This is a genomic window from Desulforadius tongensis, assembly GCF_016907915.1.
In the GTDB taxonomy this organism is placed as follows: domain Bacteria; phylum Bacillota; class Desulfotomaculia; order Desulfotomaculales; family Desulfohalotomaculaceae; genus Desulforadius; species Desulforadius tongensis.
In genome coordinates this window covers 24,121-30,247 of sequence record NZ_JAFBCW010000032.1, presented here as the reverse complement: position 1 = coordinate 30,247, position 6,127 = coordinate 24,121, and the positions used below count along the sequence as shown (strand labels likewise).

The 6,127-nt window shown below is 45.1% G+C and carries 7 protein-coding genes; 1 reads left to right on the top strand and 6 read right to left on the bottom strand.

The window, feature by feature from the left end; genetic code table 11:
* Nucleotides 1-203, top strand: a 203-nt coding sequence (locus JOC37_RS11495; RefSeq protein ID WP_204619093.1) for a hypothetical protein, incomplete at its 5' end; no start/stop codon positions are given.
* A gap of 221 nt (nt 204-424) precedes the next feature.
* Here the strand turns inward: JOC37_RS11495 and JOC37_RS11490 are convergent.
* The 6 genes from JOC37_RS11490 to JOC37_RS11465 form a co-directional block, all read right to left on the bottom strand.
* Entirely contained in the window at nt 425-931 is a 507-nt protein-coding gene (locus tag JOC37_RS11490; RefSeq protein ID WP_204619091.1) for a hypothetical protein, read from the bottom strand.
* Nucleotides 932-1,076: 145 nt separating this feature from the next.
* Nucleotides 1,077-1,865 (bottom strand): protease complex subunit PrcB family protein, encoded by a 789-nt coding sequence (locus tag JOC37_RS11485; RefSeq protein ID WP_204619089.1) that lies wholly within the window; start codon nt 1,863-1,865, stop codon nt 1,077-1,079.
* A 102-nt stretch (nt 1,866-1,967) separates the two neighbouring features.
* Nucleotides 1,968-2,540 carry a xanthine phosphoribosyltransferase gene (locus JOC37_RS11480; RefSeq protein WP_204619087.1) on the bottom strand — a complete coding sequence of 191 codons (573 nt, stop codon included), beginning with the start codon at nt 2,538-2,540 and terminating at the stop codon, nt 1,968-1,970.
* 35 nt (nt 2,541-2,575) lie between these two features.
* Nucleotides 2,576-3,508 carry an ABC transporter permease gene (locus tag JOC37_RS11475; RefSeq protein WP_204619085.1) on the bottom strand — a complete coding sequence of 311 codons (933 nt, stop codon included), beginning with the start codon at nt 3,506-3,508 and terminating at the stop codon, nt 2,576-2,578.
* Nucleotides 3,493-4,593, bottom strand: coding sequence for an ABC transporter permease (locus tag JOC37_RS11470; RefSeq protein ID WP_204619083.1), 1,101 nt, complete (start codon nt 4,591-4,593; stop codon nt 3,493-3,495). Before JOC37_RS11470 ends, JOC37_RS11475 begins: the two co-directional genes overlap by 16 nt.
* The gene (locus JOC37_RS11465) at nt 4,590-6,122 is read right to left on the bottom strand and encodes an ABC transporter ATP-binding protein (RefSeq protein ID WP_204619081.1); all 1,533 of its coding nucleotides are present in this window, start codon (nt 6,120-6,122) and stop codon (nt 4,590-4,592) included. The genes JOC37_RS11470 and JOC37_RS11465 overlap by 4 nt, the downstream gene beginning before the upstream one ends.
* Nucleotides 6,123-6,127: the final 5 nt, after the last annotated feature.

Genomic DNA, 6,127 nt, shown 5'->3' with positions numbered 1-6,127 from the left:
ATGTGTTAGGCACGCCGCCAGCGTTCGTCCTGAGCCAGGATCAAACTCTCCATAAAATATCTATGGATAAGCTCTTCCAGCTCTCCTGTTCAATAAAATATCCATTGGCTTTATCGCCCTTGACATCCATCTCTCACTGTTTAGTTTTCAAGGATCGCTGCCAGTTTTTGGGCCGCCTTGTTCAGCGGCAAGATTTAGTTTAACATCTTTGTCCCTTGATGTCAACTGGTATTTTTAATTTTTTTGCCCGCTGCTTTTTGGGAGCAGCGTTTATTATTTTAACCGCTAATAGGTTTAATTTCAAGTACTAATTTTTTCAGGGCATAAATTTAGCCCCTGCGGAAAAACAGCAGGGGTTGGATTTGCTTTGTCATGATCAGTTTTCAAATGCTTGCGGCAGTGACAAAATTAAGCGGAATCTAATCTAATGCAGCAAATACTTTTGTTTGTACAGCTTGCCCAGTACTTCAAATAAATAATCGACAATTTCTTTTTGCTGTTCATCCGGTTCCAATTCTTCAGCCTGTTCCAATAATTTCCACAGACCCTGATTAACATCTCTGATTAAAAGGGTATAGGGTTTAAAGTCATCCCGGGAATTTATATCTTCCGCCAGCCCATTCATAACTAATTCCCAATCGCACATTAACAACAGGTGTTGTTTTGAAGTTACGGTACGGAAAATTTCCCACATTTCGGGGGTAAATCCCACAACTATGCCGGTACCTTCTTCCCAATCTATATCCAGTACAATTAAAAATTGGTCTGGGTCAACCATCACCAGTTCCCATGAAAACCAGTAACTAATTTCCTCTCCGTTATGGAATTTGGCAAATAGGTCTGACAGCTCATCCTTTAAGGTCGGCAGCACTAATACCAATGCTTCATCTGATTCAGCAATAAATTCCGGGAAAATAACTTCTTTTGTCACTGCTACCACCTCCTTTGTTCTATAGCCTATTTCGTCATAATGTACAAAATTCCTGCCAATTAAAATTTGATACCAAATTCATAATTAATCTTTTCTTTTATAAACGGCCGCAAAAAATGGGCCCGTTTTTTTAAAAACGCGCCCATTAATTTTTCTTAATTAAGACTACTTTTTCCGGCTGTCTAGCAGCTTTAATTACCATCCAATCACTGGGATTGGTAATAACGGTAAGGTATGCCGCTCCAGGCTTCGGTTCAGTGGTTATATAATTTACATAAAGAATATTATTTTCTATTTTTGTTTCTGCTATCTTAATATTATAACCACTGGATGATTTTTTCCCCCAAAACAGTTCCAGTTTATAACGGCCATCCTGTTGTGGAGTGAGCATATAGCTTACCCCATGGCAGTTTTTTTGGCCCATTTCCGAATTAAGCACCGCTTTAAAGTTACTTATTATTTCACCGGCGGTACTGGAATGAATGGGATCATCATATTCACTAAACCGGCTTGTATCAATTAAACCAAATCTGTAAGCTGTAACCACTGCATTATCTTCTTTACCAAAGGGAGCCAGGTTGAACCCTTCTTTTTGCAGTATATCAACTAAAGCATTGGCAGCTTCTCTTAAAGAAACGGACTGATCAGGATCAAAGTCCGAATTGACACCTGTAAAACGTAAATCTTCTACCTTTACATTTAACCCTGCAGTATTTTCCAGCATCCTGGCAAATCCGGTTTTGGTGATAAAACTTTCCGTAAGCGGTGTCATATCTATCGTTAACGCTTTTTCAACTTCAGCCTCGGTAACATTAACTGGATCTGGGCTTACGTTTTCCGGAACCGCCCGGATTTCTTCACCGGCTGTTCCATAAACCACAGGCACTGCAGCCAGCAGCCCGCCCAGTACCAGCGCTGCCAAGTACTTTTTCATTTCTTCGCACCCCCGTTAATATATTGACGAAAGTGCATGCTGCTTAGTTCCAATAGAAGGCAAATTTAGTAACCTGTTAATCGTTTAATACAATATCTTGTATTAATCTAAAAATTCCACCTTACCGTCTTTTAAGCTGGCAATCCTGGCCAGCGATTCAATCCGTATTCCCTCTGCGCGCAGTTTTTCACCACCATGCTGAAATGCTTTTTCCACCACAATTCCCACACCCACCAGGGCAGCATTGGCCTGTAATACTATGTCCAGCATTCCTCTAAGGGCTTCGCCCCGGGCCAGAAAATCGTCAATAATTAACACTTTGTCCTCCGGCCCCAGGTAGGCCTTGGAAACAAATATTTCCACAGATTCTTTTTTAGTAAATGAATAAATAGTAGAACTAAAGTAATGCTGATCCAGCGTGGTGGCCTGCTTTTTCTTGGCAAACAACACCGGTACATTTAAAGCTATACCGGTCATCAGCCCTACAGCTATACCGGAGGCCTCCACAGTTAAAATTTTAGTAACCCCTTGATCTCTGAAACGCCGGGCAAATTCGTCGCCAATTTCTTTTAAAAAGAACGGATCCAGTTGATGATTTAAAAAGGAATCTATTTTTAGTACGGTATCAGAAATAACTTTTCCTTCGGTGATAATTTTTTCTTTCAGCTGCTTCATTATAAATACCCACTTTCACTATAATTGATAGCTTATCAGCGTTCTTCTCGATCGTAAGATAACCCCAGGGCCTTGGGAGCCCCCACACCATTCCTTTGGGCTTTGTAGGTGGTTAAAATCAATATTAATATGGTACAAATGTAAGGCAGCATACTCAAGAAGTAAGAGGGAATTTGTACATCCAAAAGCTGCATTCTAAAGCCCAAAGCATCGATTCCCCCAAACATATAGGCACCAACCAGCGCGTAAAGGGGATTCCAGGTAGAAAATATAACCAGTGCCACGGCAATCCAACCCCGCCCGGCAGTCATATTTTCCATCCAGGCCGGGGCATAGACCAGCGATAAATAGGCGCCGCCAATTCCTGCCAGCATCCCGCCCACCATGGTATATAGATAACGGGTCTTAGAAACACTGACCCCCAGTGAATCCGCAGCACCGGGGTTTTCACCCACAGCCCGCAGGTTCAATCCCATTTTGGTGCGAAAAATAAAAAACCAGGACAGTGGAACAAGTACAAAACTCAGATAAACCAATGGGTCCTGCTGAAACAACACCGGTCCTATCACCGGTATATCCCCCAACAAACCCAGCTTTTCTGCTTTAAAAGGATTGGGCAGCGGTTGTCCGATGAATGCTTTACCTAAATAACCCGATAAACCGGTACCAAAAATAGTCAGCGCCAACCCGCTTACCACCTGATTAGCCTTTAAAGTTACAGTTAAAAGGGCATGGATGAAAGATAGTAACCCCCCTGCCAACATTGACGCCAGTACACCAAACCAGGGGTTCCCGGTTTTATAAGCCACCATAAACCCGGTTACCGCCCCCACCAGCATCATACCTTCCACACCCAGGTTTAAAATCCCCGCCCGCTCAGTAAATATCTCACCCAGGGCAGCAAACAGAATGGGAGTACCGGCGGTAATGGCGGTGGCAAACACCGCAGCTATCAGGCTTGTTTCCATGTGCCTTTCCCTCCCATCTTTTTTGTTTTATTATTAAACACAATACGATAGCGGGTTAGTATTTCTCCCCCCAGAACAAAAAACAGTATTGCCCCCTGCAGCATGGACACCATGGCTGCAGGTACACCACTGCTCTGTAAGCTAAAGCCTCCTGCCTGCAGTCCGCCAAATAATATTGATACAATAATTATTGACAGCGGGTGTAATTTAGCCAGCCAGGCGATAATAATGGCAGTGTATCCATAACCGGGGCTGAAACCATGCTGCAGGCGGCCCGTTAATCCGGAAACCTCTGCCATGCCGGCCAAGCCGCATACGGCACCGCTTAGCAGCATCACCAGCATAATGTTTTTGGGAATGTTCATTCCCGCGTACCGGGCTGCCGATTGGCTTACACCAATGACCCTTATTTCATACCCCCAGCGGGTACGCTTAATACCGTAATGAATTAACACCGCAATTGCCGCCGCGAACAATAAACCGGCATGAATGCGGGTATCGCCAAAGGCAGGTAAAGTAGCATTGGGGGAAAACTGCGCTGTAAGGGGAAAGTTAAAACCATTGGGGTCTTTCCACGGGCCATAAACTAAATAATCCACCCACAATACAGCAACATAGTTTAACATTAAGGTAGTAATAATTTCATTAACCCCTAAATAAGCCCGGGGAATGGCGGGTAAAATGCCCCAGATGCCCCCGCAAAGTACTCCCATGATAAACATTGCCGGCAATAAAGCCACTGCCGGTGCATCGGGAAAAGTAAGGGCCACCCAGGTGGCCCCAAAGGCACCCATATACAGCTGGCCCTCAGCACCAATGTTCCATAACTGCATCCTGAAGGCCAGGGAAATACCCAGCGCACATATCATCAGCGGTATTGCTTTAACTACCGTTTCAGACAATCCATAAAGTGAGCCGAAGCCCCCTTTAAACATGGCGGTATAGGCCTGCACCGGATTGTGACCGGCCAGCCACAGAAATACCGCCCCGGTGGCCAGCGCCAGTAAAACGGATACCGCTGGAACTACCAAACTAGCCGCAGCAGAAGTTGATATTCTTTTTTCCAATGTCAATGGTGAATTCATGAAGCCTTAACCTCCGATTTAGATGCCCCTAACATCATTAAGCCAATTTGCTCAGCACTTGCTTCTTCAATAGGAATATCACCCATTAAACAGCCTTTATACAACACACCCACCCGGTGGCACAGTTTAAAAATTTCATCCAAATCCTCTGAAATCAGCATCACCGCCGCGCCCCGGGAAGCCTGTTCCAGCAGTAATTTATGCACCGCCTCGGCGGCAGCAATATCCAGACCCCTGGATGGGAAAACAGCCACCACCAGCCGCGGGTTTTCTGCCAATTCCCTGGCCAGCAGCAGACGCTGCTGATTTCCCCCGGACAGCAAACTAACCGGTGCATGGATGCTGGTTAATTTAACTCCAAATTCATCCACCAATTTTTCCGCATATGCCCTTGCCCTGCCCAGATTAATGAACAAACCCTTACCAAGAGCCGGTTTTTTATAACTCTTCATAATTAAATTATCCACTGCATCCAGGCTGGGCACCAATCCCGTACCCAACCGGTCATCGGGAATATAACTGACTCCCATATCAATTAATTCCCTAGGGGATTTATTGGCAGTATCTTTACCGTCAACCCGAATACGTCCGCTGGATATTTTGCGCATTCCCACAATTACTTCAGCAAGTTCACGCCGTCCATTGCCGGCAACGCCTACAATACCCATTATTTCACCACTGGCAATGGATAAAGATATGTTGTTCAACGAGGGACGGTGTCCTTCACCTTCAGCATTAACACCGGTCATTTCCAGCACCGTTCTGCCAATGTTTCCTTTTTCTCTCTTTACACCGCCCACAAAATCCTGCCCCATCATTAAATTAGCTAAATCCCTCGGAGTAACCTCACTGCGATTAATTGTGGCCACCGACTTACCCCGGCGCAGTACAGTTACCCTGTCCGCCACTTCCATCACTTCCTGCATTTTGTGCGTTATAAGAATAACCGCATGGCCCCGGGCGGTCATCTTTTTCAATGTGGCAAACAGTTCCCGGGCTTCCTGGGGAGTAAGCACCGCCGTTGGTTCATCCAAAATGAGAACTCTCGAACCCCGGTACAGCATTTTTACAATTTCCACCCGCTGCCTTTCGCCAACTGAAAGCTGCCATACTTTGGCCGAGGGATTAACCCCTAAACCGTAACTTTCCGAAAGCCGGGCCAGTTTCTTTTCCACATTATCCATGCGCAGAAAAAAGCCCAACTTTTTAGACCCCAGCACCACATTTTCAGCCACAGTAAAAGTATCCACCAGTTTAAAATGCTGGTGCACCATGCCTATGCCGGCTTCAATGGCATCCCTGGGATTTTTAAAAACAACTTCTTGACCATCCACAAAAATCCGGCCATCGTTAGGTTTATATAAACCGGATAATATGGACATGAGCGTACTTTTGCCGGAACCGTTTTCTCCCAAAAGGGCATGCACTTCCCCGGCTCTGACATCAAAATTGACACAGTCATTGGCCACTACACCGGGAAACCTCTTGGTGATGTTAACCATCTCAATTAATGTCTTTTCCTGCTTCATAAAGC

Bases quoted from the DNA above. Each gene is read 5' to 3' on its own strand.
- JOC37_RS11485 (WP_204619089.1), bottom strand. From the start codon at position 1,865: ATGAAAAAGTACTTGGCAGCGCTGGTACTGGGCGGGCTGCTGGCTGCA.
- JOC37_RS11480 (WP_204619087.1), bottom strand. From the start codon at position 2,540: ATGAAGCAGCTGAAAGAAAAAATTATCACCGAAGGAAAAGTTATTTCT.
- JOC37_RS11475 (WP_204619085.1), bottom strand. From the start codon at position 3,508: ATGGAAACAAGCCTGATAGCTGCGGTGTTTGCCACCGCCATTACCGCC.
- JOC37_RS11470 (WP_204619083.1), bottom strand. From the start codon at position 4,593: ATGAATTCACCATTGACATTGGAAAAAAGAATATCAACTTCTGCTGCG.
- JOC37_RS11465 (WP_204619081.1), bottom strand. From the start codon at position 6,122: ATGAAGCAGGAAAAGACATTAATTGAGATGGTTAACATCACCAAGAGG.